The following is a 25,905-nucleotide window of genomic DNA, read 5'->3' as shown; positions in this document are numbered from 1 at the left end:
CGGGGGGTGCGGCCGTTCACAGGTACTAATTGTCTCCTTTAGTCTCGCACGATTGTTCATACGATGCAACCCTAAACCAATTTCTCCTTAACATGGAAAAATATATGTTGATACTGTTTGAAGACCAGAGCATCTACGAGGAGTACTCGCCGGAAGAGATGCAGAAGGAGATCGAGGTGCACCAGCGCTGGATCGAAGGAGCTGGTCAGTGGCTACTATTTCCTCATGGCCGATAGCCTGGATCAGGCCGCCGAACTGGCCCGGGGATGCCCGGTGCTGCGGCATACTCACAACGGCTTCAACCGACGCTTCCTTGAGCGCAAGCTCTCGGAGGTGTCTTGACAGACGCCTGCGCCCTCACGCCCTTTCTGCCATTTAAATTTGCAACTTTGGTAAATTTCGCCAATCATGCATTTTGCAAATTGCAAATAGGGGTCTTCTCCATGAAGGAACACAAAGGCATGCGTCCCCAGGACGTCATTGTGATGCTGAAGATGATATCTTTTAGCGGACGCGACTGGTATTTCAAAGACATCGCCCGGGAGATTCAGCTCAGCAATTCCGAGGTGAGCGAGTCGGTCTACCGATCCATGCAGGCGGGGCTGATCGAGAAGAACAAGCGAGAGGTGGCGCGCGACCGGCTGCTGGAGTTCCTGGTCTACGGGCTTCGCTACGTCTATCCGGTGGAGCCGGGTCGCCTCACCCGCGGCATGCCCACGGCGCACTCGTGCGAGCTGCTCAAGGACGAGTTCGTACTGGATCTCCCCTACGTATGGCCGGGGGGCAGCGCAGGCGTCAAGGGGGCTTCGGTAAATCCACTCTATCACACCGTGCCTCGGGCCTGCGAGCAGGACCCGCGCCTCTACAACCTGCTGGCCCTGACCGACGCTATCCGGGTGGGCAACCCGCAGGAGAAGAAGCCGGTGGTGGAGCGGCTTGCCACCGAAATGTACCGCGAGAACTGAGCGCGGCGTTTTCTCTCAGCCCACCCCGCGGTACTGCTCCAACAACTCCCGAATGCGGGAATTCGGATGTTCCACCAGGCCCTCGAAGGAGCGCATGGCCTGTAGGCGCATCAGCGTATCCGCGCCGGTCCCGCATTAGTTGGCTCCCAGGGGTCCCAGGTGACGATTCGCGCCATGCGGGATTCGGCAAGTCGCGTATTTGCCTACCTTGGGTGCAACCGGAAATCCTATCGAAGATCATGATCCGTTGCACCTTCTTCAAAGCCGTCTCCCTTCTGCTCCTGCTCGGCGGCACCCTGCTGACCGCACGCGCCCAGAAGAGCGCGGGTGACTACTACCGGGAGAGCATGGAGGCCTACGGTAAAGGCGACACGGAGGGATTCTACCGGGCGGCCGGCCGCGCCGATTCCCTGCGTCCCTGGCATCCCGTGTTGAGCTACAACCTGGCCGCCGCCCTGGCCCTGCGAGACGAAAGCGAGCGCTCCCTGGCGCTGCTTGACGCGCGCAGCAGGCTCTACGCCGACAGCGCATTCGCCGTCGATCCCGACTTCGAGGAGCTGCGCGGTCTTGCCGCCTACCGGCACCTGCAGGCAGAGATCCGCCGTCGGAACCGTCCGCTGCAGTCCAGCCGTCCTTTCATGGAGCTGGCCGAGGAGGATTTTCACGCCGAGGCCCTGGCCTGGTCTGCGGCCGAAGAGGCTTTCCTTGTTGGCGACATCCGCCGGGGGCGTGTATGCAGGGTTGTGGTTGTGTAGGGCGGACGTTAGGAAGATTTTCATAGCTTTGCCCCTATTTGGGAACGAGACCCGACGTGTCAAGGATGAATCATCACATGGAGCGGATGAAGGGGCGGAGAACCCGGCCACCTACCGGGATCCCCTTTTTTGTGTCTGCGTTTTTCCGTCCGCTACAGCATCTCTTCCCGCGAATGCTTTTCTTAAGCCACGCAGAACCTCCTTCGACAGCGAAACCTATGTACTGTTTCAAACAACTTTCGGCTGCGGCGCTGCTTGTGGCGCTTATTCCTTACGGTCTTCCGGCCCAGCCGGCCGACTCCCTGAAAAATCCTATTCCCAGGCTCAGTGGGCCGGTGACCCTTGACGGTAAGATCGACGAGGACGCATGGCGCCGCATCGATCCCCTCCCCCTGGTCATGTTCGAGCCGGTCTTCCGCGGGGAGATGTCCGACAGAACCCTCATCCGTGTAGCCCACGACGGCAACCATCTTTATGTAGCGGGCGAGTTATACACCTCCGATCCGTCCGATATCCGCGTGAATACGCTCTCGCGGGACGATTACAGCGAGGACGACACCTTCGCCCTGGTGGTGGACCCCTTCAACGATAACGAGAACGCCCTCTGGTTTTTCACCAATCCCGCCGGCGTGCGCGTTGACATGGCCATCTCCAACGACGCCGACTTCTCGTCGGGCAGGCCCATGAACGACACCTGGAACACCCACTGGGAGGTGGAGACCACCCGCACTTCCGAGGGATGGTTCGCCGAGATGCGCATACCCTTTTCCAGTATCGGGCTGCAGGTGCGCGACGGGCGGGCTGAAATTGGGTTCATTACCTACCGCTACCTTTCCAGGGGCGTGCGCCGCCACATCTATCCTGCCATACCGCCCGAGTGGGGACTGGCCTTCGCCAAGCCATCCCAGGCCCGCGACGTAGTGCTGGAAGGCGTGGAGAGCCGGCGCCCCCTCTACCTGAGTCCCTATCTGCTGGGAGGACTGGAACGCCAGGCCGCATACAGCGCGTCCTCTTCTGCCTGGGAGGCGCACAACGACTTTACCCGGGAGGCAGGCTTCGACCTGAAGTACAATCTGAGCTCCAACCTGACGCTGGACGCCACCTTCAACACCGACTTCGCCCAGGTGGAGGCCGACGACCAGCAGGTCAACCTCACACGCTTTCCCCTCTTTTTCCCGGAGAAGCGGCAGTTCTTCCAGGAGCGCGCCTCCATTTTTAGCTTCAGCCTGGGGGGAAGGGACCAGCTCTTTTTCAGCCGCCGCATCGGTCTGGATGCCGAGGGGACCCCTATACGCATCTGGGGAGGCGGCCGCCTGACGGGCCGTACCGGAGAGTGGGATCTGGGCCTGCTCAATATGCAGACAGCCGACAGCGACAACCTGCCCTCCGAGAATTTCGGGGTGCTGCGTCTCAAGCGCCGGGTTTTCAACGAAAACTCCTACCTGGGCGCCATGCTGACCAGCCGCCTCTCCGAGGCCGGCCACAACGTGGCCTACGGGATGGACGGGGTGTTGCGGGTGACAGGCAATGACTACGCCACCCTGCGCTATGCCCAGACCTTCTACGACGGGCTGACGGCCGGGCAGCGTGGCGACCCCGGCGATACCGGTTTCCTGAGCGTGGACTGGTCCAACCGCCGCAACCAGGGCTTCTTCTATTCGGCCTCCTTCGCCCGCTCCGGCCGTAATTTTGATCCGGGCGTGGGTTTTGTAACACGCAGGGATTTCACCTCGGGCAGCCTGTCGGCCAATTTCGCGCGCCTGCTGGAGCAGGGTGATGGGCTGAGGCGATGGCAGGCCGGCCTGTCGGGCTCGTCCTACGTACGCAATCCCGACGGAAGCCTGGAGACGGGCAGCCTGGAGCTATCCGGCGAACTTGCGATGATGTCTGGGGCGGAACTAAACTTCTCCCTGGAGGGGCGCTACGAAGACCTTCGGCGGGACGTCTCTTTCCTTCCCGGGACTGAAGTCCCTGAGGGTGCGTACCGCTTTATAGGCGGGGAGGCCCGCTTCCAGATGGCCCCCTACCGGCTGCTGCGCACCAACCTGACGGTCAGTGCAGGTTCTTTCTACGACGGACACCGCTGGGGATTTTCGGCCGAACCGGTCTGGAACGTCTCAGAGCACCTGGAGCTGGGAGGTACCTATTCCTTCAACGCCCTGCGTTTCCCGGGACGGGGACAATCCTACGACGCCCACATCGTACGTCTGCGTACCCAGATGGCCGCAAATCGCCGGCTGTCGGGCAACGCCTTTGTGCAGTACAGCAACGTGGCCGAGCTGGTGGCGGCCAACCTTAGGGTGCGCTACAACTTCGGAGAGGGAAGGGACCTCTGGCTGGTCTACAACGAGCAACTCAACACCGAGCGGGAGGTGCTCGACCCGGGCGTGCCGCGACGCCCCATATCCCGGGGACGCGCTCTTCTTCTGAAATTCACCTACACCCTCGGGCTGTAGGGGGGGGCTAGTCGCTCCCACCATCACGCCCGCCAGGTCGCGCAGGCGGTTGTCGGCCATGATTTCAGCCGTTTCGGGATCGGTATCAGACTGCACGTTGGAAATCCAGTCCAGACGCCGGTCTCCAGGGAGAGGTTTACCGCCCTGCGAATCTGCGCCTCGGTGGCCGGGCTTTCCATGGCGCCCATGAACTCCAGGCACCCTTCCAGGTGGTCCACCGTCTGCTGGCCGGCCTGCAGGGCATGTTTCAGGCCCACCTCGTTGGGAATGTGTCCCCCGTAGGGCATGCCCAGATCGTTCGCGGTAAGCGCCATGGAGTCGTATTCGGCGACGGTGAGTCCCTCGTGCACCTTCAGCAGGTACCAGCCTTTCTCGTCCTTTCAGTTACAGCGTGGCGATTAAGGCATGTACAGACTTGAAAAAAGTTTTGCACTTGTCCCGGGAAGCCGTAAATTAAGACTAAAGACTCTTAATACTTAATAAGGCGCCATGCTTCTTTCCAAGTCATGTGTTTATGGGCTGAGGGCGGGCCTCTACCTGGCCTCTCACAGCAACGGGCCCTATACCTCCATCAGGGAGATGAGTGGGAGGCTGGATATTTCCTTTCATTTCCTGACCAAGATCCTGCAGCAGCTCAACGCAGCGGGACTTGTGGAATCGCACAAGGGCCCCAACGGGGGTGTACGGCTTACCAGGCCGGGAGGTGAGGTGAACCTGTTTGATATCGTGGTAGCCATTGACGGCAGAGAGCTGTTCACCGAGTGTGCCCTGGGCCTGCCGGGCTGCGGATCGGGAAAACCATGTCCGCTGCATGATAAATGGGCAGGCACGCGCGACGGCATCCGGACCATGCTGGAGACCACCAACCTGGTGGAGCTGGCCAAAAAAGGAAAGGTGATGAACCTGCGCATAACAGCCGACGGTGACTTTGACTGGGAGTGATTTTTTTGGACTTAAATAAGATATAATACTCTTTATTACTTAATAACAGGGACTTAGAACCAGAACCTCAAAACTCGGATCAGACTGACATGAATACGCCAATGAAACTATCAGGATGGATAATCGTGACGGCCCTGCTCCTGGGCGGCTGCAGCGGTGACTCTACGGAAAGCAACGAATCCGAATCCTCTTCGGAAGCCGCGGCAACCTCGTCCGGTCTGTCGGAATTTGAACTGGAGCACGGCGTCGGACCGGTGGACGAAGTCATCACCCTCGAATCCCTCGACCCCGAGATGGTGGAGGCGGGCGCCGAGGTTTTCAGAACCAAATGCTCGGCCTGCCACAAGATGAGTGAGCGGTATGTGGGACCGGCTCTTGGCGACATCTTCGAAACGCGCAGCCCCACATTCGTCATGAATATGATCCTCAATCCCGAGGGTATGGTCAAGGAACATCCGGAAGCCAAGAAAATGCTTTCCCAGTTCCTCACACCCATGCCCAACCAGAATTTGACCCGCGAACAGGCCCGCTCGATCGTCGAGTACCTGGCCTCGGAAAACGAACAGTAACGATATCAACCCAACCACAACATCCAGAACGGAGACCATTATGAATGCTCACATCCTACATACCCTGCGGTACCTGCCGCTGGCGGCCCTGGTGCTTATACTGGGCGCCTGCTCCAGCCAGGAGCTGGGCTCGGACGCCGACGCCGCCCAGCAGGTATACGTGGCACCCGGAGAGTACGATGAATTTTACGGATTCATGTCCGGCGGCTACAGCGGACAACTCAGTGTCTACGGCATTCCCTCGGGACGCCATATCTATACCGTCCCTGTCTTTTCGCAGCTGGCCACCAACGGCTACGGCTACAATGAGGAGACCAAGGCGATGCTGGAAACATCCTACGGCTTCGTGCCGTGGGGCGACGCTCACCACCCCGAGCTCTCCCAGACCGACGGCGTGCCTGACGGGCGGTACATTTTCATCAACGAAAACAACACGCCCCGTGTGGCGAAAATCGATCTCAACTCCTTCCAGACCACGGAAATCATCGAGATTCCCAACTCCGGGGGCAACCATGCCTCGCCCTTTGTAACCCAGAATACCGAGTATATCTCGGCCGCCACGCGTTTCAGTGTTCCCATGGGCGACGACGGGGAACGGGACGTGGCCATTGACTCCTACGCCGAAAATTTCCAGGGTACGCTCTCCTTCATCAAAATGCAGGACGACGGATCCATGCGACTGGATTTTCAGATCCTGGTGCCCGGATTCGATTACGATCTTTCCCATGCAGGCAAGGGCCCTTCGCACGGCTGGTCTTTCTTCACCAGCTACAACAGCGAGCAGGCCCACACCCTGCTGGAAGTGAATGCCTCGCGCAACGACAAGGATTATATCGCCGCGGTCAACTGGGCCAAGGCGGCCGAGTATGCCGCGCAGGGCGAAGGCGAGATGGTGCCCGCCGACTACGTGCGCAACTACATCGACTCCGACCACATCGCCAAGACCGAGCGCTACAACGAGGTGCGCGTGCTCGATCCCACCGAGCTCCCGGGCATGATCTACTACCTGCCCACGCCCAAATCACCCCACGGGGTGGACGTATCGCCCGACGGCGAGCTGATCGTAGCGGGCGGAAAGCTCTCCACGGTCATACCGGTGCACTCTTTCAGCAAAATGATCGAGGCCATCGAGAACGAGGACTATGAGGGCGAGGAGCAGGGTATTCCGGTGCTGCGTTACGACGCCACCCTGGCCGGCGAGGTGCAGAACCCAGGCCTGGGTCCCCTCCACACAGAGTTTGACGGACGCGGCAACGCCTACACCACGGCTTTCATCTCCTCTGAGGTGGTCAAGTGGAGCCTGGAGACCTTCGAGGTGCTCGACCGCATCGATACCTACTACTCCCCGGGTCACCTTATGATCCCCGGCGGGGACAGCCGCAAGCCCTGGGGCAAGTACCTGGTGGCTCTCAACAAGATCACCAAGGACCGCTACCTGCCCACGGGACCCGAGCTCTTCCACTCGGCCCAACTCATAGATATTTCGGGCGACAAGATGCGCCTGTTGCTGGACTTCCCCACCGAGGGCGAGCCGCACTACGCGCAGGCCATCCCGGCCGATCTGATCATGGACGACGACATGGTTCGCTTCTACCCGCTGGAAGACAACCAAAACCCGCACGCCATCACCAGCGAAGACCAGGCGCGGGTAGAGCGTGACGGGAACGAGGTACACGTCTACATGACCACCATCCGTACCCACTTCGCCCCCGATAACATCGAGGGCATCAAAATGGGCGACACGGTCTACTTCCATGTCACCAACCTGGAACAGGATTGGGACGTGCCGCACGGCTTTACGGTCCGCGGGGCCAATACCTCCGAGCTTCTGATCATGCCGGGTGAGACCCGGACCCTGGTCTGGACGCCCGACCGCGTGGGTGTAGCACCCTTCTACTGCACGGACTTCTGTTCGGCGCTCCACCAGGAGATGCAGGGATACATTCGCGTGTCGCCTGCCGGCTCCGATGTGCCGATCAGCTTCGGCACCGGCGAATAGTCTGACACTCAATCCATCGTGGCGGAGAGTTTGACAGCTCTCCGTTACCTACCGCCGGACGGGGCGGCCCAGCCGCCCCCGGCCGGCATCCAAAAGGAATCACCCGCTGCGCGGGAAAGGCAACCAATAAACGATTGAGCACAGCGATGAAAAAGCAAAACAGAATCATCATGGGCATTGCGGCCCTGCTGCTGGCAGGTGTGTTCGTATTCCCCATCTGGAGCATAAAGCTTGACGCTCCCCAGTACCCTGAGGGCATCGGCCTCAATATTCGCGTGAACACCATTGAGGGCAAGTCCCCGCAGGATCTGCAGAACATCAACGGGCTGAACCACTACATCGGCATGCAGGAGATCCACCCCGACTCCATCCCCGAGCTTAAAATCATGCCCCCTGTATTTGCGGCATTTATCATCACCGGACTGGTGATCGCCTTGTGGGGTAAACGCAGATGGGTGGCCGTGTGGCTGGCCTTATTCGTGCTGCTGGCGCTGGTCGGGCTTGCCGACTTCTGGCTCTGGGAGTACGACTATGGGCACAACCTGGATCCCGACGCCGCCATCAAGGTGCCGGGCATGACCTACCAGCCCCCGCTGATCGGCACCAAGCAGCTGCTGAACATGCGCACCACCTCTATGCCGCACATCGGCTTTTTTCTGGCCATGTGTTCCATGGGTCTGGCCGCGCTGGCCTGGTGGCGCGAGCGATAACACAAACCTTTTGAGTAGATATCGATGAATGGATTGAGAACCACACTGACCGTCCTGGCACTGACCCTCCTGATTGCAGGCTGCAGCACGGGACCCGCCGACATCCACTACGGCTCCGACGAATGTGCGCATTGCAGGATGATGATCGCCGACCCGGCATTCGCCTCCCAGATGGTGACTGTCACCGGCAAGGCCGTCAAGTTTGACGCCATCGAATGCATGGGCAGCTACCGCTCGGAGAACCCGGCCGAGGCCGAAGGCGCCTCCTTCTGGGTGAGCGATTTCAACGAGCCGGGCACCTGGCTGGGGCTTGAGGATGCGGTGCTCATACAGAGTGAAAATATACGCAGTCCCATGGGCGCCGGCCTGCTGGCCGTGGAATCGCAGCAGGCCGCAGAACGTCACATGGCGGAGTACCCGGGCCAGCGCACGAGCTGGGAGCGCATCGCGCGCTGAGCCGCAGGTGAAATCGCAGCATAAACAGCATATGGATTGAGCATCATGAATTCTTCAAGCACATACCTTCAGGACCTGCAGGTCACCGCCCTGCTGCTGGCGGCCTTACTGCTGCTGGCGGTTTACGTCCCCGCGGCGACTGCCGGACAGCCTGCCTCCCCCGCGGAGGCATCCCGCACCTGGACCGTCTCCCCGGGCGGGGAGCTCTCCACCCTGCGCGAGGCCGTGGCCCGTGCCGATTCCGGCGACACCGTCATTCTGAGGGAGGGCACCTACCGCGAGCGCAACCTGCTCATCGACAAGACACTGACCATTCGCGGCGAAGGCCGGGCGGTACTGGACGCCGGGGGCGAGGGTTCCGTGCTGATCGTGCGGGCCGACTCGGTGACCATCCGCGACCTGGAGGTGCGGGGATCAGGCGTTAGTTTTATGGACGACAACGCCGGCATCCTGGTGGAGGAATCTTCCGGCATCCGTCTGGAAAATCTGCGACTGACCGACAATTTCTTCGGCATCTACCTGGCGCAGGTTTCCGGCGGCACGTTGCGCAACAACCGCCTCACCGCCTCGGGGCAAAGAGAAACCAAATCGGGCAACGGCATCCACCTCTGGTACAGCCGTGACATCCATATCGAAGGGAACCGGGTGGAGGGCCACCGTGACGGCATTTACTTTGAATTCGTTCGCCAGGTGCGCCTCTCCGGCAACCACAGCGAGGGCAACCTGCGCTACGGGCTGCACTTTATGTTTTCCGACCACTGCGAATTTACCGGCAACACCTTCCGCAGCAACGGAGCGGGTGTGGCAGTCATGTTCACCTCCAATGTGCAGATGACCGAAAACCGCTTCCTTGACAACTGGGGCTCGGCGGCCTATGGGCTGCTCATGAAGGAGATCCGCAGCAGCACGGTGACCGGCAACCTCTTTTCAGGCAATTCCACCGGGCTCTACCTGGAGGCCTCCAGCCGGAACCGTATAAAGCGCAACGATTTCGAGGAAAACGGGTGGGCTGTGAAGGTGATGGCCAATTCCATGGACAACCAGTTTGTGGAGAACAATTTTCTGGGTAACACCTTTGAGGTGGCCACCAACAGCCGGCAGAATTTTAATATTTTCAACCGCAACCACTGGAGTCACTACTCGGGTTATGACCTGGACCGTGACGGCGTGGGCGACGTGCCCTACCGTCCCGTCCGGCTCTTCTCCATTCTTATCGAGAAGCAGCCGGAGACCCTGGTACTGATGCGCAGCCTGCTGATCGGCATTCTCGATACAGCGGAGCGCGTCATGCCCGTGCTTACCCCCGAAAAGCTCCAGGACAAAAACCCCCTGATGGAGAGGATACAATGATTACCATCGATGGATTGAGTAAAAAGTTCGGGGAGCTGAAGGTGCTGGACAGCGTCGACCTGCATATGCCGCGTGGCAGCTGCACCGGCATTGTCGGTCCCAACGGTTCAGGCAAGACCACCCTTATCAAACACCTGCTGGGACTGGTTCACCCCGACGGGGGACGCATCGAAATCGACGGCGTCTCCCTGAACGGCTCCTGCGACTACCGGCGCCTCCTGGGCTACATGCCCCAGCTGGCGCGCTATCCCGAAAACATGACCGTGCGGGAGATGAAGGATTTTGTCATCCGCATACGCGGTGAGGAGCCGGTGTATGCCGGTGAGCTCATCACCCTCTTTGAGCTGGATAAGGAGTTGGACAAGCCCCTGAGGGTGCTCTCCGGAGGTACGCGGCAGAAGGCCGGGGCCCTGGTGGCCCTGATGTTCGACCCGCCTGTGCTTATCCTCGATGAGCCCACGGCTGGCCTGGACCCGCGCACCAGCTACCGCTTCAAGCAGTGGATCCGCCGTGAGAAGGAGCGTGGAAAAACCATACTGCTTACCACCCATATCATGAGCGAGATCGAGGAGCTGTCCGATCGTATCGTACTGCTGGTGGAAGGGCGTGTCCGCTACGAAGGATCCAAGGACCAATTTATTCTGCAGAACGAGCAGCCGCACCTCGAAGGGGCTGTGGCCAAAATTCTAGAGGAGGCCGCCGCATGAAGACGCTGACCATCGCCAACTACCAATGGAAAAATCTGCTGCGCGATCTATGGATGATCGGCTACGCGCTGATCTACCTGGTGCTGACCGACGCACTCATTCGATTCGGCGGAGGCGGCGCGAAGGCGATGCTGAGCCTTTCGAACATCATGCTGCTCTTCGTACCCCTGGTCAGCCTTATATACGGGGTGCTGTACCTCTACCAGTCGCGCGAATTCGTGGAGATGCTACTGGCGCAGCCGATGGACCGCCGCCGCATCTTCGCGGGAGTATATGGGGGACTCGCCCTGCCTCTTTGCCTGGCCTTCCTGCTGGGTGTGGGGGCGCCCCTGCTCTATACCGGCGCTTGGATCGGCGCCGGCGCCGGCGGCATGGCTACCGTGCTGGGTCTGGGCGTGGTGCTTACCCTGGTGTTTACGGGCATCGGTTTCCTGTTCGGGCTCCGGTACTATGACGACCGGGTAAAGGGATTCGGATTTGCGCTGATAAGCTGGCTGCTGCTGGCCGTGCTCTACGACGGACTCATTCTGCTGGTGGTCAGCTCCTTCAGCCAGTACCCGCTGGAGAAGGTGGTAATCGGCCTGTCGGTACTCAACCCCATCGACCTGGCGCGCATCGGGGTGCTGCTGCATTTCGATTTTTCCGCGCTCATGGGCTATACCGGGGCGGTATTCAACCGCTTTTTCGGTGGGGCTATGGGTATGGTGCTTTCCTCCGCCTGCCTGGTCCTCTGGATGGTGATTCCGGTATGGCGCGGACTCAAGCTGTTCGAGCGAAAGGATTTCTAACGAAAAATCGGACGGCTCTGCCTGCGGATTAGGGTAATCTGCTTTGAGCGGTACCTGCACCGTGGCCAGGCCCGTCCCCAATACTCAAATACTCAAAACCCTATGAATACCATGAACCAAGAACTTGCCGAGCGCACCATTGGAGAGATCGTCGCCGAGGACTATCGTGCCGCGGGGGCTTTCAAAAAATTTGGCCTGGACTTCTGCTGCGGGGGCAAACGCACCGTGGCCGAGGCATGTAACAAGAAGGGGGTGAACGTCAAGGAGTTGCAGCAGGAGCTTCGTACCGCCCTGGGACGCGCATCCGGCGATGCGGACTACGCCTCCTGGCCCGCCGACCTGCTGGTGGAGTATATCGTCAGCATGCACCACCGATTCGTGCGGGAAAAATTGCCCGAGATCGAGGCCTATGCCCGCAAGGTGGCCAAGGTGCACGGCCGGAGCTACCCGGCGCTGAACGACATGCTGGAGATTTTCCTGCAGTTGCGGGACGAAATGACCGATCACCTTGACAAGGAGGAGCTTCTGCTCTTTCCTTATATCAAACAGCTGGTGGAGGCCGATGCCAAGGGCCGTACGCCTGAATCCACGCTGGAGGGCGGTACGCCCCGGCAGGCTGTGGCCATGCTGGAGTCCGAACACGAGGAGGCCGGCCGTCTCATGGCGGAGCTGGAGGAGATCAGCGGTGGATTCATTCCGCCGGAGGACGCCTGTCCCACTTTTCGGGTCTATTTCCATAATCTGGAGGGCTTCCGCGACGACCTTCACAAGCACGTGCACCTGGAGAACAACATCCTGTTTCCCCGTGCGCTGGAGCTTCATGAAAGGCTTTCCCGCTGACCGCAGGAAGCGCCAGGCCGGGGTCAACCGACGACAAGGTACCATGAACAAGGACCGATGGCTGTGGCAGGGCGCTCTGTTCTGCTTTATACTGGCCGGTGCGACGGGACTGCTTTACCGAACGGGCATGGTGGCCCCGATTCCCGGGGGACTGAGCCTGGACAACCTCCGCCACGCACACTCCCACCTGATGTTCTTCGGGTGGGCGGTTCCTCTCCCCATGTACCTGCTGTGGAGAAGAATGGCACGCCGGCACCCCGATCGGGCGCACCTGATTCGTAGGCTCCGGACTTGCATCGCCTGGGGACTGGGTCTCGGCCTGCTTTCCTGGCCATTTTTCCTCTTATACGGTTACCGTCCGGTATACCTGGGCGGGATCACCCTGCCTCTTTCCGTTATCATAAGCGGAGCGGTTATGGTGAGCTGGTACGCCTTCATGGCCATCTGGTGGAAGCTGCGCCGGGGGCCGGGTGACCGGCCGGGGCTGCTGTTTATGGACTCTGCGCTGCTCCTGTTGCTGGTCAGCAGCCTGGGGGCCTGGGGCGTGGCGCTGGCCCAGAACCTAGCGCCGGCAACGCCCCTGCTGAGCAAGGCCCTTACCCATTTCTTTCTGGCTTGTTTTGCCGAGGGTTGGGTGGTGCTGGCAGCCCTGGCCGTGATGGCCGAGGCGGCGGAACTTCGTGCGTGGACCCGCAAGAGGTGGCTGGCGCTGCCGGTAACGGCCATCGTGCTGGGCGCCCCGCTCACCTTCATCTACGGTATATCGGAAGACTTGCTCTCCCCCCTGATGCTGGGCATCGGCCGCCTGGGCGGGGCCGTCGCTGGACTGGGGCTGCTGGCGCTCTGTCATGGATTCTGGCAACGCAGGGGAGGATTCTCCACCCTGCTGCTATGGCCGCTGGCTTTCCTGACTCTCAAGGGTTTTATGCAGCTTGCGGCTTCGGTAGTGCCGGGCGACTTTCTACTCGCCAACCATGCCCTTCGCATTCTATATCTGCATGTGCTGCTGTTGGGCGCTTTCACCCTGGCGGGCGCCGCAGCTCTGCACCTGCTCCGTCAGGCGCCGTACCGGTCCTATGATCTGCTGGCGGGCAGCGTGCTCGCCGTGCTTCTCTCCTTGCTGCTGCTCACCCCTGCAGTGCCCGCCGGTTGGACCGGCATGTGGACTTTTCGGGTGTTGGCGGCCGCGGCCGCCCTGCCTGTGCTGGCCATGATGTGGATATGGGCGCTCCTGGCTCGCGCAACCCCGGGAGACGTGGGGAAAGTTCCCGGGCAAATCATCGAAAGGAAAAACCGCTGACTTATGCCGCGCATTACACGACTCTTTATAAGAACCGGACTCATCTGGTTCCTGTTTTCCCTGGCAACCGGACTTCTTTCGACGCTGGATCTGGCGAGTCTCCCCGTGCTTATGCCTCTCTTCTGGCACATGCTCACTGTGGGGTGGATCACTCAGATCATCATGGGCGTATCCATCTGGATGTTTCCCGGACGAACGCGCGAAGAGGGCATTCGGACCCAGCCCAGACCGTGGACGGCTTTCCTGGCCCTCAACGCAGGCCTGGTCCTGCGCGTGGGAGCCGAACCCTTCGCGGCGGGTCCGCCGGATGCGGCAGCCGGCGTGATTCTGGGCCTTTCCGGGTTCCTGCAGCTGACTGGGGCCGCAGCCTACCTTCTGGAAATATGGCCCCGGGTGCAGTCCAAGGAAAAACGCCGGCGGCAGCGTAAAAAGGAACGGGAGCAAAGGCGCGCCGCGAAAGAGCAATCCTCCGGCCGAAAAAATTCAGCAAACTAGATGCCCCTCGTCAGCCGCATTATGATTCGCTCCTCCCTGGCTTGCCTGATGGTGGCCGTAGGCATGGGCTCGCTGCTGCTGGTGCACAAGGCGTGGCCCCTGCACGCTGCACTCTGGCAACTGCTGCCGCTGCACATTGAGCTGGCCCTCATGGGCTGGGTGGTACAGTTCACCCTGGGCACAGCCTACTGGATGCTGCCCCGACACCTCGAAGGACCCCCGCGGGGGAGTCCCCGTGCGGCCCTGGGCATGGCCCTGTTGCTGAATGGGGGGATCCTGCTGGTGCTTCTCTACCATCTTTACACCGTCGGGTGGATGCACGTGGCCGGTCGGCTGTTGGAGACGGGAGCGGTGGCGCTATTTATCGCTCTCCACTGGAAGCGCGTCGTCAGCTACACCGCTTCGTAGGCGGGTACCCCTTGGCCGGGTGCCTTCCGTCCCTCCCTACATCTCCTGGTTAACCAGAAGGTCGAGTATGTCACGGGGATAGGAGCCGATGTAGGCCTTGCCGTTGATTATAAAATAGGGAACCCCGGGGACGCCCAGCTCCATGGCCGTGGTCTCAAACTTGTCAATCACCGGATCGAAGCGTTTGCTGTTCACGCACTCGAGGAATGCGTCCGGGTTAGGCAACTCGGCTTTCCCGGCAATTGCCTCCCAGTCCCTAGGATTCTCCTCGGGGCGATACAGCAGCTCATGAACCCTGTCGAATCCCTGTTGTTCCTCCGCACACCATGCTGCCCGGGCGTCCACCAGCGCGTTGCCGAAACTGCCCATGTGCAACGGTATATAGACTACCTTCAGTGTCTCAGCGTATTTCCGCCGGATCTCTCTTAGGGAAGGATCCATCATCTGGCAGAATCCACAGCCGTAGTTATAGAACTCAACCAGGGTGACATCCGCCTCCCAGCACTTTCATCCCTGCCAGACCGAGGAACACAAGGGCCGTTACAGCAAGCAACAGAGTTACCCAGTCGAACTTTCTCTGTTCAGCCATTTCGACGGTCCCCCTCCGACACGTGATACTTCAGGATACGAAAGTCTTCTTCGGCGTCTGACGATGCCACTACACACAGCAGGTCACCGGGTTCGTCGGTGAGCGCACAGCTCTCCACGAACGTATCGAACCGTTTGCGGGACACCAGCTTGCCGTTCCAGTCATATACATACAGGTGTCCGGCATAGGTGGCGGTCCCCTCCTTTCTTTTACGGCCGGAGTAGAGCGCGTAGATATGCTGTTCGTCCGCCATAACGTTGGTGTAGGACATGCGGGTCTCGTTGTCTTGTGCCATATAGGGCTGTCCGGAGTCGGTGTAGGCCAGCATAACCCCGGGTTCGGCCTCAGGATCCGGGGCGTTGACGTCGTGCAGCAGCTCTCCCTCTGCCGAGTAGATGGAGATCCGGTCCATAAACCTATAGGCGAATACCAGCCTCCCGTTCCCTGGATGGGAGGCGACCCTGGCGAGGGCGGCATTGTGCTGCACGTTGATGGGAGCGTTCCTCAGAATGGTCGGGATGGTGCCCGCACGCTGCACGACCTTTCCGGTGCTGTCCGAGATTACATAACGCGTTTCGTCCGAAAAGATACCGGTGACAATGAACTCCCTCTGATCCATCCGTGCCTCCAGGTTGATAGGCATTCCAAAATCTCCGTCCAGGGTAACCGACAGTTCCGGCTGCGGCCTGCTGAAATCGCCGACCGTCTGTTCCACATTATAGCAGGAGATGCGTCGAAGGTTGAGGTCATAGACGCAAAAGAGAGGGTTATCCGGTTCGGAGAGGATGAGATAGGGACTCAGAAACTCCGATGGGCCCCTGCCGTGCCGTCCGAATCCACCCAGGTATTGCCGGTCGGACTCTCTCAGGATTGCTATCTGGTGGTCCGGGTTACCATTTGTAAGGACAATATATCCTTTGACATATTTGATTTTGGAGGGATTGTAAAGCACCTCCCGATCGAGTTTCCACTCGTATTGAAGGGCAATCGGCTCGGTCGGTTGGGGGGAGGGTTGGGCGGTCAGGCTTCCTCCTGTAGTGAAGAGCGCGGTCAGGATGATCGGGAGCAGTCGGGTACGTATCAGGGATTTTTTCATGGCTCCGTCGTTGGAGTTTGGTGTGAATGGAAATCAAAAATGGCTATCTAGTCCCTCTCTGCTGGAAAGGGCCAGCCCGGTGGAGGGCACATGTGTCCGGGATCTACGGCATAATACCCTGGGAATTTCAATTCTTCGGTGACGTAACAGAGGCTGTTCCAATAGAAGCAGCATGTGCCAATCTCTGCTGAGACGTCGTTCAACCCTAGCCGGACTCCTCTGCCATCAAAGAAGATGACGGGAGATACCAGCAAGATGACGCCCAGAAATAACAGGCGCATACGGGTTCGTGTTTTCATGATGACACCTTTTGCGGTTACTGATGTTGGCGCTGAGTGATTAACTACTATCAGAGTAACACCGGCAATAGGATGAATCAAATAAGAGTATAAAAAAACTTAATTTCTAATATTTGTAAAAATGTAAATCGAACAAATGATTAAAAATCAGCTATTTATAATAATTCTATTATTAATCCAATAGGTATACTTATAATCTTTTAAGATTAGTTGTGATCAGGCAATTTTTTCCCCGTACGGTTGTTTATGTGCGGGAAAAAGCAAAGCCGGGACTATGGTCGGTCCCGGCTTTGGTGGTGGAGGAGGAGCTGTTGGAAAAATGAGTACGCCCGGGAGGATTCGAACCCCCAACCTCCTGGTCCGTAGCCAGACGCTCTATCCAGTTGAGCTACGGGCGCAATCGGAAGCCTCAAAGATACGCACCTCTCCGTTGCTTGGCAAACCTGCTGACGCATTTTTTTGGCCCCTCCAGTCATATTTTTCTCGATTCCATCCCAACAAAAAGCTACTTTGCCCGTATTCACGGATTGTTTACACCCACTTATTTCCAACCAACGGACACGCAAATTATGAAGAAGTACAGCCTGCTTATCTTCTGTGCGTGCCTGCTTCTCTCCTCCGCCAATGCTTTCGCCCAACAGGGCGGCAATGGGGAGGGCGAGGCGGCGGACACGACGGACAAGTTCACTGAGCTGATCGAGGGTACCACCCATCAGCCCGGTTTTATCGATACCTACACCAAGGACGGGCATCTCTACCTGGCTATTCCCCAGGAGATGCTGAATCAGGATTTTCTGATGAACTACGAGATCGCCCAGGGCATCGGTTCCAGCGGCCTTTACGGCGGCACCATGCTCAATTACTTTGAGGGCAATCTCGTCGCATTCGAAAAGCACGAGGGCAAGATCTTTTTTGTGATTAAACCTCATCGCTACAAGGCGGACCCCAATACGCCCGAGGCCCTCGCGGTAGATCTGGCCTACAGCAACTCCGTGCTGGAGACCGCCGAAGTCGAGGCCACCAACGCCGATTCGGTGATGCTGATTGATGCCTACAGCTGGTTTGTGTCGGACATGTCCAACATCAGCCAGCGTGTGCAGGGTGCGGCCGGCGGACGCGTGCAGGTGGACCCCTCGCGCAGCTATATGAAATCGGTAAAAAGTTTCCCCGATAACACAGCCATTACCGCCTCCCTCACCTTCGGCAACCAGAACCCGGGCGGTCCGCGGACGGTGCCTGACACACGTTACATCCCCGTCTCCATCCACTACAATCTTGCCAAACTCCCCGAGCAGCCGATGGAGCCGCGTATGGGGGACGACCGCACTGGCTATTTCCTGACGGTGCACAAGGACTTTACCACGGAGGATAAAACCTTTTTCAAGCGATACGTGAACCGCTGGCGGCTTGAGTGTGACGGCGCTCCCGGCTCCGACGGGCTCTGCACGCCCCGCGAACCCATCGTCTATTATATCGACCGCACCGTCCCCGAGGAGTTCCGGGAGGCGATGATCGAAGGTGTGGAAGCGTGGTCCGATGCCTTTGAGGCCGCCGGTTTCCGCAACGCCGTCCAGGCCGAAATGATACCCGAAGGGGTGGATCCGGCGGATATCCGCTACGCCTCCCTGCGTTGGAGCACTAGCGACCAGCCCGGCTACGGCGCTATCGGTCCCTCCATCGTCGATCCCCGCACCGGTGAGATCATGGATGCCGACATCCTCTTCGAAGCCAACATGATCCTGGGCGACAAGTCGGATTACCGGGAAATGGTTGAGCCCCGCAACGCCATCGACGAACTCTACAACCGCTCCGAAGAGGAGATTGCGCTCATGGAGCAGGGCGTGAAGACCAAGGCCTTCTTCGCCGAGCTCCATACCCAGCTTGACATGGCCCGCGGCATTATGATGGCCCGCGGCGTGATCCAGCCGGGATCGCCCGTACCGAAGGAGTTCCTCGACCAGGCCATCCGCTGGGTGACCATGCACGAGGTGGGTCACACGCTGGGACTGACTCACAACTTCCGCTCCTCCATCGACACGCCGCTGGAGAAGCTCTACGACGAGGAGTTTACCTCGCAGAACGGGGTTTTCAGTTCGGCCATGGAATATCCCACGGTCAACGTCAACCCTGAAGGCGAGGGCATGGACGGCCACTACTGGAACCCTGGCGTAGGTTCCTATGACCGCTGGGTCGTCAGCTACGGCTATATCCCCGACCAGGCCGACGCCGACGAGATTGCGCGCAACGTCGCCTTCCCCGGCCACGCCTACGGAACCGACACCGGCGGACTTGATCCCCACGTGAATACCTACGATCTGAGCAGCGATCCGCTGGCCTGGGGCCGACAGCGAGCCGATATGCTTCGCGACATGATTCCCCGGGTGCCGGAAATTGCCCTGGACGACAACATGCCGTATTACGAGGCCACGGACCTGTTTCAGTCCTACTTCTTTCAGTACGCCCGCGCGCTGGCCCCCACCGTGAAATACATCGGCGGACAGCACCAGTACCGCGACCATGTGGGCGACCCGCAGGGCCGCATGCCCTTCGTGCCGGTTCCACGGGAGGAGCAGGAAGAGGCGCTGGATATGATCGTAGAATATGCCTTCCAGCCGGGCGCTCTGGACATACCGCAGGAGGTGTTCCAGCAGTTCGGCGCCAACCGATGGAGCCACTGGGGCAACAACTCCAGCTACGGGGGGCGGACGGACTATCCCCTGCACCAGACCATGCTGGGTATCCAACAGTCGCTGCTCAACCAGCTGCTGGACGGCGAGCGTCTCTCCCGCATCCGCGATACCGAGGCCAAGTTCGGCGCGGAGAATACGGTGACCATACCCGAGCTGATGGGACGTCTCACCGAGGCTATCTGGCAGGAGGTCTGGAGTGCACCGGGACAGGACATCATCAGCAACCGCCGCGATCTGCAGCGTGCCCACCTGGAGTCGATGGTTGCCATCGTAACCGAGGATGACAACGAGATGCCGGCCGACGCCATTTCGGTGGCCCGGATGCAGCTCAAGAACCTCTCTTCACGTCTGGCCTCACGCCTGGCCCCGCCTACTTTCGAGTTCGATGACTATACGCGCGCGCATCTCGAAGAGGCGAAGGCCCGTATCGACAAGGCCCTGGAGGCGGGATTGACCCTGCAGAACTGACGAAAAGGGCGAACGTGCGCCCATGACCGGACATGTAAAACCCCGTTCGCCTGGTGGCGGGCGGGGTTTTCTGTGATCTACAGGCTATCGGTACGAATGATGCGCAGGGGCGTGTCGGACTGCTGGCTCAGGTAGATGCGGCCGGCTTTGTCCATCCAGACGGGAATTTGATTGGGCTGCTGGTCAGGGATGAAATCTACAACGATCATGTAGTCCCTGAGCTCCAGCTCCTCAGGATCGAATTGCTCGATCACAAGGTTCCACCGGTTGTCTTCATTAAGCCTATAGGAGAGATGTGCTATGAGACCGTTATCAAGAGGATAGAGGCCGTGGGACATGGAACGGAACTCCGTGTGGAAGTACCCTCCGTCGGGGTTGAAGCCGGACAGGTGACTGCGTTCGTCGTTCCCGTCCGATGACGTTCGGATGAGGAGGGGATCGGGTATCCTGGAGTATCCTTCAAGGAGGGTGCTTGTCCGCCTCCACTGGCCGGATGGGTCTCGGCGGAAGACGTACAGTGTTCCGTTATAGGAGGCAGGGGTGAATGCCGCGGTGGAATCGGAGATGGGTATGACAGAACCCGGAAATGACCGGAATATCTGAGTCTCAAGTGCCGGATGCTCCGTACGGACAAAATCCTGCCATCCGGCAAAGTCCTGTTTCTTGTTCCTGAAGTCAGCCGTGTACAGACTCAATAATGTTCCGCCGTCCTCATTTAATCCCGTGACCAGGAACTCCCCGTTGTCCAGACGCCGAATGTGATTGAGCGGATGCCCGCCTTCACCGAACGACCACTCCTGTACCCGTTCGCCACCCAGGGTATATTGCGTCATGGCGGAGCCAGGATAATCGTATACATAAAGATGTTCTTCCCCTGCATAGAGAGCGGAAATTTCATTGAATGAACCGGGTCCGCTGCCCTCGCCTCCCACTGTCCATCGGTATGATCCGTCGCTGCCATATGCGTGAATCCTCATGGTACTAGGATCAGCCAGGTAACGGTTTCCCCCACCGTCCGTCACCGCCGTCGAAACCGCGGCGACCAGTGGAGTTTCCTGCGACATGCTGGTTTCATTATGGAGTGTCCACACCTCTTTCAGAGACTCCGTACTGAGAATATGACGTTGATCATCCCGGCTGTTTTGGCCGGCGTTGCAGCCGGAGAGAACCAGCAGGAGAGTGCAGAGTACAACATGAGCAGCAGAGCGTTGGAATGCGCGGAAGGGCAGAGGGCGGGGTTTTTGAATCATGTCGGGATAAATTGCATATTTAGTAGCGCATTGTAATTTACACTCCGAGTATCATCGCAGGAACTTACAGAGGCAGGATATGAATGCAAAATGCACCGTTAATACCTTCATCATACTGATTATGGCACTTGTCGGTTGCAGTACGGGTGAGGCCGGGTGGACCACGGTGGCATTGCCGGATGCAGGTGAACACACGGCTGTCGCCGTCGACTTCCGGGACGGGGAACGGGGCATGCTGGTGACCAGTTTCAGGGGTAGTTCCCGGATTTATGTCACCAGGGATGAGGGCGCGAGCTGGGCGTTGGTCCACGAGGTCGATTTCGGAGTGCATGACATCGTTATGACAGAAGATGAGAAGGCCATTGCGGTTGGTAATCGCGGCATTTTGCGTACCGCCGATTTTGGTGCAAGCTGGCGGGTATGGAACGCAGATTTTCAGGAGCCTTTAAAGGCGGTGGATTTCAACGGTGAGGAGTCTGGCATGGCCGTGGGAAGAAACGGGATGATTCTCTATACCGAAGATGGCGGGGAAAGCTGGTCTCGCCAGGAGAGCGGTTCGGCTTCGTTTCTGACTGATGTTATGTTTCGTGGGGATGGAGTTGCGTATGCGGTTGGATCCGGGGGGACGGTTCTCTACACGGACGATTTCGGGGAGCACTGGACGGTGAAGTCCACCGTTGTAAACGAGGATCTTAAGGCAGTTCATTTTCTGGACGGGGATAGTGGACTGGCAATTGGAAGCAACGGCCTGATCCTGCGGACTTCCGACGGGGGGAGCACCTGGAAACGGACGGCGGGCAATACCTCCAACAGTTTACTGGGGATGCACTTCCTGGGTCAAACGGGTTTACTCGTTGGGTTTGATGGCACGGTTCTGCAAACCGATGACGGAGGCACGAGCTGGAAGCAGGTGCCAATTGGCACCAATCGGGGTCTGTATGACGTGCACATAACCTCTGGTGAATCGGCGGTGCTGGTCGGTGACCAGGCCACCGTTATGATCCGTAAATGATATTCCCGGCATTTGTTTCCGATGTGATTCCGAAAGGGCGCGCCTGATCATGAACAATTCATGCGCAGCGTCCCCAGCACCTGCTGGAAGTCGCCGGGCAGCTTGGAGTGGAATTCCATGTACTCGCCCGTGCGCGGGTGATCGAAACCGAGGGTCTTGGCGTGCAGGCACTGCCGCTCCATGCCGGCCAGCAGGTTGTTGAACATGGCCTTGCGGCTTCCGGTATTGGGTCCGTAGCGTACCGAGTCGCCCCCGTACTGCCGGTCGCCGAAAACCCACATATGCATGTGGGCGAAGTGCACGCGGATCTGGTGGGTTCGTCCCGTCTCCAGCTGCACTTTGACCAGGGTCAGGTGGTCGAAGTATTCCAGCACCTCGTAATGAGTGACGGCGTGCTTGCCTTTACCGGCGGGTACTACCGCCATTTTCTTGCGGTCTCTCGGGTTGCGCCCGATGTTTCCTTCGATGGTGCCCTTCTCCTGTTCCGGCCGCCCCCATACGATCGCCCAGTAGGTGCGTTCGATCTCCTTGGTGCGGAAATACTCACTCAGCGTGCGGTGGCTCTCGTCGTTCTTGGCCACCACGAGGATGCCGCTGGTGTCCTTGTCCAGCCGGTGTACGATGCCAGGGCGGATGGTGTCGGTGTCGGGCTCCGAGAGCTCGTCGGCATGCCAGAGGAGACCGTTCACCAGGGTGCCGGTCCAGTTGCCATAGGCGGGATGCACCACCATGTCGGCGGGCTTGTTCACCAGAATGATATGGTCGTCCTCGTAGATGATATCCAGCTCCATCTTTTCCGGCGTGGCCTCCGGGGGAGGGGACTTGGGGATGGAGATGTCGATGATGTCGCCCGCCTTCAAATTGTATGAAGACTTCTCCTGCTTGCCGTTGACCAGCACATGTCCCTCCTCGATGGCCTCCTGTACCTTGGTGCGCGAGGCGTTCTCCACGAAGCCCGTGATGTACTTGTCCAGGCGCTCTCCCGCACGATATCCCTCGGGGACTTCAAAGTGGTAGTCGGTGGTTTTGGTATTCTTCTGCTTGTCGGACACGTCTAAGCGGTTGTTGAATAGTCGGTTAGGCAGAGCGCCTCATGATAGGGAAAAATTTTGTAAGGATCGGCTCCCGCGACGGTCTTATCTGTGACTGTTCATTAAGAGAGACCTGCAGGGCGCAGGATTTTACCACAGGAGAGGAAACGGCCTGTCCCGTTCCGGCTTTGCCGGGAGGGCGGGCCGTTTTTATTTCGCGCCCATTTGAACCTCAGCCCTCAAAGGCGGATATTTCCTTTTGAACCGGGCGCCAGCCAACGAAACACCTCCCCATGATCCAGTCCCTCTACATCAAAGACTATGCGCTCATCGACGAACTGGAGGTGCAGTTCAGTGAGGGGCTCAATATTCTTACCGGGCAGACCGGGGCGGGGAAGTCCATCATTATCGGCGCCTTGAATATGATCCTGGGCGAGCGGGCCGACACCGACGTCATCCGCCAGGGCACCTCCAAGGCCATCGCCGAGGGCATTCTTCATGTGGAGGAGGACCCGGAGCTGAAAGACCTCCTGGAGGAAAACGCCGTGGAGTTTCGCCGGGAGATGATCCTGCGCCGGGAGATTCGCGATGCCGGCAGCCGCGCCTTCATCAACGACACCCCGGTCACTATCACCCTGCTGCGCCAGGTGGGCGACCGGCTGGTGGACCTCCACGGACAGCATGACCACCAGATGCTGCTGCGCGAGGAGCACCACCGCGGGGTGGTGGACGCCTTCGGCAACCTGGATGAGCTGCTGGCCGGCTACCGTGAGGTCTATGACCGCATGCGCGGGCTTCGGAGCGAACTCAGGAAGCTGCGCAAACGCGAGTCGGAGCTGGAGGAGAAGCGTGAGCTCTACAGCTTCCAGGTAAAGGAACTTGAGGAGGCCCAGATCGAACCGGGCGAAGAGGAGGAGCTGGAGGCGGAGATGAACCTGCTGGACAACGCCGAAGAATTGGACGAGAAGGCGGCGGCCGTGGTGGAAATGGGCGGCGGCGACGAGGGAGCGTCATGGAACTGCTCAACCGCATGAAACTGCACCTGGAGGACATGGCGCGCATCGAACCCGAATTCGAGACCTACCTGGAGGAGCTCTCCTCGGCGCGTATCAGTATTCAGGAAACCGTCAGCTTTACCGAACGCTACCGCTCCGGCATCGAGTTCAATCCTCGACGCCTGGAGGAGCTGCGCAGCCGTCTGTCGGAGCTGAACCGCCTTCGTAAAAAATACGCCCGTACCCTCCCCGAGTTGGTCAACTATCTCCGGGAGATCAAAAAAGAGCTCAACCTGGCGGAGAACTTCGACCTTGAAATTGAGAAGAAGGAGAAGGAGATCGACAAGGTCTCCGGGCAGCTGAAAGAACGGGCGGCGGCTCTGCACGAGCGCCGCCTGGAGGTGGGCGAGAAACTCTCCGGGGCCATCGAGGAGGAGCTCGCCTCTCTGGGCATCCCCGACGCCAGCCTGGAGGTACAGGTGTCGTGGATCGAGGCCGACGAGGGGTGGATCCAGATCGACGGCACCCCGGTGGAGTGCACCGAGCACGGCTCGGACCGCGTTTCTCTCTTTATCTCCACCAACAAGGGGGAGGCGCCCAAACCCCTGGCCAAGATCGCCTCAGGCGGGGAGATCAGCCGCGCGATGCTGGCCCTCAAATCCATCCTGGCCCGCGAGCAGTCCCTGCCCGTGATGATCTTCGACGAAATCGACAACGGCATCAGCGGACATATTTCCGAGAAGGTGGGGCGCACCATGCGGCGCCTCTCCTCCCGCTGCCAGATCATCGCCATCACCCACCAGCCGCAGATTGCCAGCCAGGCCCACAGCCACTACCGCGTGGAGAAAATGGAGTCCGGCGGCAGGACGGTGACGCGTATCGTGCCCCTTTCGGAACAGGAGCATGTGCGGGAGGTGGCGGGACTGATGAGCGGGGAGGACATCACCGACGCCGCGCTGGAGAGTGCCCAGGAACTCATCGAAAAGAATTCTTCACGTAACTGACCGGCTCTGTCGGACGGGAACACTCGGCGCCGCATGCGACTTGCAAGGAAGCCGCACGAACGCTAATCTCTTTCCAACCCATATTTTTGCCCCCATGTCCAAGCAACACTCCGAGCGATTCGTCACCCTGGTCAACGACGCCCTCACCCGCGTGGAGGAGATAACCCCGGAGGAGGTGCAGGAGAAACTGGACAAGAAGGACGACTTCCGGCTGATTGACGTGCGCGAGCGCGAGGAGTGGGAGGAGGCCCGCATCGCAGGCGCGGAGTACCTGGGCAAGGGCGTGATAGAGCGCGACATCGAAGAGGAGGCCGACGTGGATACGGAGATGGTTCTCTACTGCGGAGGAGGATACCGCTCCGCACTGGCGGCCGACAACCTCCAGAAAATGGGATACAGGGACGTCAAATCGCTCAAAGGGGGCTTCCGCTCCTGGAACGAGGCGGGCCTGCCCATCGAGAAAAGGGATCACTAGGATCTTCTGACTAGCCTTATAGATGCCATGAAGAAACAGATCCTCGTGTACGGCAGATTAGGAGTCACGACGGAAGTGCGGCTTCCAGCAGTTCCGCCGGATGGAGCGCGCGTTCGCCCGTCCCGTCGCGGATCTGATGGCGGCAGGAGAAACCGGGTGCGCAGATCTATAGTCTCTTCACGCTCTTGTACGGACGATTGCCGTATGGCAGGGAAGAGTCGCTGCCCGCCGATCTGCATGGAGAGTTCGTATTTGT

25 protein-coding genes, 1 tRNA gene and 1 pseudogene are annotated in these 25,905 nt (G+C 59.3%); 21 read left to right on the top strand and 6 right to left on the bottom strand.

What is annotated here, in order from left to right; translation table 11 throughout:
• Positions 1-92 precede the first annotated feature (92 nt).
• From U5K31_13700 to U5K31_13685, 4 genes are all read left to right on the top strand, one after another.
• A complete protein-coding gene (locus tag U5K31_13700; GenBank protein ID MDZ7773774.1) occupies positions 93-236 on the top strand; it encodes a hypothetical protein in 144 nt (47 codons plus the stop codon).
• 207 nt (positions 237-443) lie between these two features.
• Positions 444-965: a hypothetical protein gene (locus tag U5K31_13695; GenBank protein ID MDZ7773773.1), complete on the top strand. Its 522-nt coding sequence runs from the start codon at positions 444-446 to the stop codon at positions 963-965.
• A 239-nt stretch (positions 966-1,204) separates the two neighbouring features.
• On the top strand, positions 1,205-1,720 hold the full coding sequence (locus U5K31_13690; protein ID MDZ7773772.1) for a hypothetical protein: 516 nt from the start codon (positions 1,205-1,207) through the stop codon (positions 1,718-1,720).
• Positions 1,721-1,938: 218 nt separating this feature from the next.
• A complete protein-coding gene (locus U5K31_13685; protein ID MDZ7773771.1) occupies positions 1,939-4,176 on the top strand; it encodes a DUF5916 domain-containing protein in 2,238 nt (745 codons plus the stop codon).
• Positions 4,177-4,199: 23 nt separating this feature from the next.
• Here the strand turns inward: U5K31_13685 and U5K31_13680 are convergent, their stop codons facing one another.
• A complete protein-coding gene (locus U5K31_13680; protein MDZ7773770.1) occupies positions 4,200-4,526 on the bottom strand; it encodes a hypothetical protein in 327 nt (108 codons plus the stop codon).
• A 139-nt stretch (positions 4,527-4,665) separates the two neighbouring features.
• On the opposite strand from U5K31_13680, the gene U5K31_13675 reads away from it, so the two are divergent.
• From U5K31_13675 to U5K31_13620, 12 genes are all read left to right on the top strand, one after another.
• Positions 4,666-5,118, top strand: coding sequence for an Rrf2 family transcriptional regulator (locus U5K31_13675; protein ID MDZ7773769.1), 453 nt, complete (start codon positions 4,666-4,668; stop codon positions 5,116-5,118).
• A gap of 101 nt (positions 5,119-5,219) precedes the next feature.
• Positions 5,220-5,687 (top strand): cytochrome c, encoded by a 468-nt coding sequence (locus tag U5K31_13670; GenBank protein ID MDZ7773768.1) that lies wholly within the window; start codon positions 5,220-5,222, stop codon positions 5,685-5,687.
• A 40-nt stretch (positions 5,688-5,727) separates the two neighbouring features.
• Complete coding sequence (gene nosZ / locus U5K31_13665; GenBank protein ID MDZ7773767.1) at positions 5,728-7,686, top strand: Sec-dependent nitrous-oxide reductase; 1,959 nt, start codon at positions 5,728-5,730, stop codon at positions 7,684-7,686.
• A 146-nt stretch (positions 7,687-7,832) separates the two neighbouring features.
• Complete coding sequence (locus U5K31_13660) at positions 7,833-8,396, top strand: hypothetical protein (protein ID MDZ7773766.1); 564 nt, start codon at positions 7,833-7,835, stop codon at positions 8,394-8,396.
• 24 nt (positions 8,397-8,420) lie between these two features.
• Positions 8,421-8,852 carry a nitrous oxide reductase accessory protein NosL gene (locus tag U5K31_13655; GenBank protein ID MDZ7773765.1) on the top strand — a complete coding sequence of 144 codons (432 nt, stop codon included), beginning with the start codon at positions 8,421-8,423 and terminating at the stop codon, positions 8,850-8,852.
• Positions 8,853-8,897: 45 nt separating this feature from the next.
• Positions 8,898-10,202 (top strand): nitrous oxide reductase family maturation protein NosD, encoded by a 1,305-nt coding sequence (locus tag U5K31_13650; protein MDZ7773764.1) that lies wholly within the window; start codon positions 8,898-8,900, stop codon positions 10,200-10,202.
• Positions 10,199-10,909: an ABC transporter ATP-binding protein gene (locus U5K31_13645; protein ID MDZ7773763.1), complete on the top strand. Its 711-nt coding sequence runs from the start codon at positions 10,199-10,201 to the stop codon at positions 10,907-10,909. Before U5K31_13650 ends, U5K31_13645 begins: the two co-directional genes overlap by 4 nt.
• Positions 10,906-11,697, top strand: a complete 792-nt coding sequence (locus tag U5K31_13640; GenBank protein MDZ7773762.1) for an ABC transporter permease subunit — start codon at positions 10,906-10,908, stop codon at positions 11,695-11,697. The genes U5K31_13645 and U5K31_13640 overlap by 4 nt, the downstream gene beginning before the upstream one ends.
• A gap of 111 nt (positions 11,698-11,808) precedes the next feature.
• A complete protein-coding gene (ric, locus tag U5K31_13635; GenBank protein ID MDZ7773761.1) occupies positions 11,809-12,537 on the top strand; it encodes an iron-sulfur cluster repair di-iron protein in 729 nt (242 codons plus the stop codon).
• A gap of 43 nt (positions 12,538-12,580) precedes the next feature.
• The gene (locus U5K31_13630) at positions 12,581-13,837 is read left to right on the top strand and encodes a hypothetical protein (GenBank protein ID MDZ7773760.1); all 1,257 of its coding nucleotides are present in this window, start codon (positions 12,581-12,583) and stop codon (positions 13,835-13,837) included.
• Positions 13,838-13,840: 3 nt separating this feature from the next.
• A complete protein-coding gene (locus U5K31_13625) occupies positions 13,841-14,332 on the top strand; it encodes a hypothetical protein (protein ID MDZ7773759.1) in 492 nt (163 codons plus the stop codon).
• Entirely contained in the window at positions 14,333-14,740 is a 408-nt protein-coding gene (locus U5K31_13620) for a hypothetical protein (GenBank protein MDZ7773758.1), read from the top strand. It abuts the gene before it with no gap.
• A gap of 36 nt (positions 14,741-14,776) precedes the next feature.
• Here the strand turns inward: U5K31_13620 and U5K31_13615 are convergent.
• The 3 genes and pseudogenes from U5K31_13615 to U5K31_13605 form a co-directional block, all read right to left on the bottom strand.
• A pseudogene (locus U5K31_13615) lies at positions 14,777-15,226 on the bottom strand (thioredoxin domain-containing protein).
• Between the two features lie 95 nt (positions 15,227-15,321).
• Positions 15,322-16,425 carry a BF3164 family lipoprotein gene (locus U5K31_13610; protein ID MDZ7773757.1) on the bottom strand — a complete coding sequence of 368 codons (1,104 nt, stop codon included), beginning with the start codon at positions 16,423-16,425 and terminating at the stop codon, positions 15,322-15,324.
• A gap of 623 nt (positions 16,426-17,048) precedes the next feature.
• Positions 17,049-17,122 (bottom strand) — tRNA-Arg (locus tag U5K31_13605).
• A 171-nt stretch (positions 17,123-17,293) separates the two neighbouring features.
• Between U5K31_13605 and U5K31_13600 the strand changes: the two genes are divergently transcribed.
• Positions 17,294-19,882: a zinc-dependent metalloprotease gene (locus tag U5K31_13600; GenBank protein ID MDZ7773756.1), complete on the top strand. Its 2,589-nt coding sequence runs from the start codon at positions 17,294-17,296 to the stop codon at positions 19,880-19,882.
• A gap of 77 nt (positions 19,883-19,959) precedes the next feature.
• Here U5K31_13600 and U5K31_13595 read toward each other — a convergent pair whose 3' ends face one another.
• The gene (locus U5K31_13595; protein ID MDZ7773755.1) at positions 19,960-20,715 is read right to left on the bottom strand and encodes a hypothetical protein; all 756 of its coding nucleotides are present in this window, start codon (positions 20,713-20,715) and stop codon (positions 19,960-19,962) included.
• 496 nt (positions 20,716-21,211) lie between these two features.
• Between U5K31_13595 and U5K31_13590 the strand changes: the two genes are divergently transcribed.
• Entirely contained in the window at positions 21,212-22,144 is a 933-nt protein-coding gene (locus U5K31_13590; protein MDZ7773754.1) for a YCF48-related protein, read from the top strand.
• Between the two features lie 47 nt (positions 22,145-22,191).
• Here the strand turns inward: U5K31_13590 and U5K31_13585 are convergent, their stop codons facing one another.
• Complete coding sequence (locus U5K31_13585) at positions 22,192-23,196, bottom strand: RluA family pseudouridine synthase (GenBank protein ID MDZ7773753.1); 1,005 nt, start codon at positions 23,194-23,196, stop codon at positions 22,192-22,194.
• Positions 23,197-23,468: 272 nt separating this feature from the next.
• Here U5K31_13585 and U5K31_13580 point away from each other — a divergent pair, with 272 nt between their 5' ends.
• From U5K31_13580 to U5K31_13570, 3 genes are all read left to right on the top strand, one after another.
• The gene (locus U5K31_13580; protein ID MDZ7773752.1) at positions 23,469-24,209 is read left to right on the top strand and encodes an AAA family ATPase; all 741 of its coding nucleotides are present in this window, start codon (positions 23,469-23,471) and stop codon (positions 24,207-24,209) included.
• The gene (locus U5K31_13575; GenBank protein MDZ7773751.1) at positions 24,188-25,174 is read left to right on the top strand and encodes an AAA family ATPase; all 987 of its coding nucleotides are present in this window, start codon (positions 24,188-24,190) and stop codon (positions 25,172-25,174) included. The genes U5K31_13580 and U5K31_13575 overlap by 22 nt, the downstream gene beginning before the upstream one ends.
• Positions 25,175-25,268: 94 nt before the next feature.
• Positions 25,269-25,649, top strand: coding sequence for a rhodanese-like domain-containing protein (locus U5K31_13570; GenBank protein ID MDZ7773750.1), 381 nt, complete (start codon positions 25,269-25,271; stop codon positions 25,647-25,649).
• Positions 25,650-25,905 lie beyond the last annotated feature (256 nt).

Source organism: Balneolaceae bacterium, from assembly GCA_034521445.1.
Lineage (GTDB): Bacteria > Bacteroidota > Rhodothermia > Balneolales > Balneolaceae > JAXHMM01.
The sequence above is the reverse complement of the archived record's forward strand: the minus strand, read 5'-3'. Positions and strand labels throughout refer to the sequence as shown.

What these genes read in the sequence shown, in the direction of transcription:
- U5K31_13700 (MDZ7773774.1), top strand. Translation starts at nt 93, where the DNA reads ATGGAAAAATATATGTTGATACTGTTTGAAGACCAGAGCATCTACGAG.
- U5K31_13695 (MDZ7773773.1), top strand. Translation starts at nt 444, where the DNA reads ATGAAGGAACACAAAGGCATGCGTCCCCAGGACGTCATTGTGATGCTG.
- U5K31_13690 (MDZ7773772.1), top strand. Translation starts at nt 1,205, where the DNA reads ATGATCCGTTGCACCTTCTTCAAAGCCGTCTCCCTTCTGCTCCTGCTC.
- U5K31_13685 (MDZ7773771.1), top strand. Translation starts at nt 1,939, where the DNA reads ATGTACTGTTTCAAACAACTTTCGGCTGCGGCGCTGCTTGTGGCGCTT.
- U5K31_13675 (MDZ7773769.1), top strand. Translation starts at nt 4,666, where the DNA reads ATGCTTCTTTCCAAGTCATGTGTTTATGGGCTGAGGGCGGGCCTCTAC.
- U5K31_13670 (MDZ7773768.1), top strand. Translation starts at nt 5,220, where the DNA reads ATGAAACTATCAGGATGGATAATCGTGACGGCCCTGCTCCTGGGCGGC.
- nosZ (MDZ7773767.1), top strand. Translation starts at nt 5,728, where the DNA reads ATGAATGCTCACATCCTACATACCCTGCGGTACCTGCCGCTGGCGGCC.
- U5K31_13660 (MDZ7773766.1), top strand. Translation starts at nt 7,833, where the DNA reads ATGAAAAAGCAAAACAGAATCATCATGGGCATTGCGGCCCTGCTGCTG.
- U5K31_13655 (MDZ7773765.1), top strand. Translation starts at nt 8,421, where the DNA reads ATGAATGGATTGAGAACCACACTGACCGTCCTGGCACTGACCCTCCTG.
- U5K31_13650 (MDZ7773764.1), top strand. Translation starts at nt 8,898, where the DNA reads ATGAATTCTTCAAGCACATACCTTCAGGACCTGCAGGTCACCGCCCTG.
- U5K31_13645 (MDZ7773763.1), top strand. Translation starts at nt 10,199, where the DNA reads ATGATTACCATCGATGGATTGAGTAAAAAGTTCGGGGAGCTGAAGGTG.
- U5K31_13640 (MDZ7773762.1), top strand. Translation starts at nt 10,906, where the DNA reads ATGAAGACGCTGACCATCGCCAACTACCAATGGAAAAATCTGCTGCGC.
- ric (MDZ7773761.1), top strand. Translation starts at nt 11,809, where the DNA reads ATGAACCAAGAACTTGCCGAGCGCACCATTGGAGAGATCGTCGCCGAG.
- U5K31_13630 (MDZ7773760.1), top strand. Translation starts at nt 12,581, where the DNA reads ATGAACAAGGACCGATGGCTGTGGCAGGGCGCTCTGTTCTGCTTTATA.
- U5K31_13625 (MDZ7773759.1), top strand. Translation starts at nt 13,841, where the DNA reads ATGCCGCGCATTACACGACTCTTTATAAGAACCGGACTCATCTGGTTC.
- U5K31_13620 (MDZ7773758.1), top strand. Translation starts at nt 14,333, where the DNA reads ATGCCCCTCGTCAGCCGCATTATGATTCGCTCCTCCCTGGCTTGCCTG.
- U5K31_13610 (MDZ7773757.1), bottom strand. Translation starts at nt 16,425, where the DNA reads ATGAAAAAATCCCTGATACGTACCCGACTGCTCCCGATCATCCTGACC.
- U5K31_13600 (MDZ7773756.1), top strand. Translation starts at nt 17,294, where the DNA reads ATGAAGAAGTACAGCCTGCTTATCTTCTGTGCGTGCCTGCTTCTCTCC.
- U5K31_13595 (MDZ7773755.1), bottom strand. Translation starts at nt 20,715, where the DNA reads ATGACGCAATATACCCTGGGTGGCGAACGGGTACAGGAGTGGTCGTTC.
- U5K31_13590 (MDZ7773754.1), top strand. Translation starts at nt 21,212, where the DNA reads ATGAATGCAAAATGCACCGTTAATACCTTCATCATACTGATTATGGCA.
- U5K31_13580 (MDZ7773752.1), top strand. Translation starts at nt 23,469, where the DNA reads ATGATCCAGTCCCTCTACATCAAAGACTATGCGCTCATCGACGAACTG.
- U5K31_13575 (MDZ7773751.1), top strand. Translation starts at nt 24,188, where the DNA reads ATGGAACTGCTCAACCGCATGAAACTGCACCTGGAGGACATGGCGCGC.
- U5K31_13570 (MDZ7773750.1), top strand. Translation starts at nt 25,269, where the DNA reads ATGTCCAAGCAACACTCCGAGCGATTCGTCACCCTGGTCAACGACGCC.